The sequence below is a fragment of the Paraburkholderia sp. UYCP14C genome (assembly GCF_004197395.1).
Lineage (GTDB): Bacteria > Pseudomonadota > Gammaproteobacteria > Burkholderiales > Burkholderiaceae > Paraburkholderia.
In genome coordinates this window covers 1-1,589 of sequence record NZ_SELS01000235.1, presented here as the reverse complement: position 1 = coordinate 1,589, position 1,589 = coordinate 1, and the positions used below count along the sequence as shown (strand labels likewise).

The following is a 1,589-nucleotide window of genomic DNA, read 5'->3' as shown; positions in this document are numbered from 1 at the left end:
TGAGGATCGTGTTCAGTTCTGGACATGGATTCATGGACGTTCAATGGATCAGAAGGGAATGGAGGTCACGGCCGAAGCGGCCGCCGTTCAGGTAGGTGTCGGCAGACGTCGGCGCTGGTGATGCGGTGGGCTGGCTGTCCAGACCCTTGTCGAGGATCGTCTTGACGGTGCGGTACCTGGGGCTGGCGAACACGAGCGCACGCTCGCACGCAGCCTCCAGCCGTTGATCGCCGACCTTCTCGCGAAGCCTCACGACGCCCTGCGCGCCGCGCAGGTTGACGAGCACCTTGTCGTTGAACATCGCGAGAACGAGCGCGTGGCAGGCCGGCCCGATATCCTTTGCCCGCGCCAGGCACCACTGTGGATCGTGCTCGAGCCACGCTTGCGCTTCAGGCGGCTGGTGGTCACGCACCGTGTGGCGATCGCCGGGCTTGCGCAGCCGCGGATGGGTCGCGACGAGTTCATGGTGGTGGAACACCTGTACGACCGTGTCGGTCGCCTTCAGCCACAACTGCTTGCCGACGAGAGTGAACGGCACCGAGTACAGTGCCTTCCTGTAGACGACGTGCCCGTCGGTATGCACCTTGACCTCGCACCATACGGCCAGCACTGGCGGCACATCGGGCAGTCCGGCGAGCAGTGGCTTCTCGATGGCGAAACGTGCAAGCGGCTGCTCGCGCGTCGTGCCGTGCTCGCGCGTGCCGGCCTGCTGCATCACCCAGTCGCGCAATTGACGGTTGGCGTCGGCGAGATCGCGGAATTCGCGCAGCGGCACGAAGGATCGTTTGATGTATTTGACTCCGGCCTCAACGACGCCCTTCTTCGCAGGATCGTGTGGAGGGCATGCATCGATCCGGAAGCCGTACCCCTCGGCCAGCGCGGCGTACGAGCGCTGTACCTCGGGATCGTACATACACGCCTTTGTAATCGCGCATTTGGCGTTGTCTATGATGACGCGCTCCACGCGGCCGCCGAACCATTCGAAGGCGCGCCGGTGGCAGGCCAGCCACGTCTCGACCGTTTGATCCAGCACGAGCTCTGCATACTGGTGCCGCGACCAGCAAAGCGTCATCACGAAGAACCATGTCTTGAGCGGTACGCCGGATTCGTGTGTCAAAACGGGACCGGCACCGAAGTCGAGCTGCGCTGCGTCCGCCGGGGCGAACTCCAGGATCGTCGTTGCTCTCGCGCCGCGCTCGGCCTTCAGGTGCAGCAGGAAGCGCCGCACTGCAGAATAGCTGCCCGTATAGCCGTGATTGCGCTGAAGCGCGTTGAAGATTGTCGTGCCCTGCACGTCGGCGTTAAACCAGCCGCGCACCAGATCGCGAAACGGTTCAATCGTGGAGACGCAGCTACGCGGCAGCTTCGGATTGTGTCCGAAGATCGCTGCCAGTTCGGCGTCGTCCGGCAAGGGCCGACCGGGATCGAGCCAGCCCCGAGCGAGCGCGATTTGCCTGACGGTCTTCAGCTTCCCACGCCCCATCAGGCGCGCGCTGGCAATGTCGCGGTCGGAATCACCCTGACGCATGCGCGCCAGTACCTGTCGATACTCAAACACTTCGAACCTCCTTCGACTCATCGGCCCTCCG

Annotated in this window: 1 protein-coding gene; it reads right to left on the bottom strand. The window is 63.9% G+C overall.

What is annotated here, in order from left to right; translation table 11 throughout:
• Positions 1-40 precede the first annotated feature (40 nt).
• Positions 41-1,579, bottom strand: coding sequence for an IS21 family transposase (gene istA / locus EVC45_RS44510; RefSeq protein WP_373683138.1), 1,539 nt, complete (start codon positions 1,577-1,579; stop codon positions 41-43).
• Positions 1,580-1,589 lie beyond the last annotated feature (10 nt).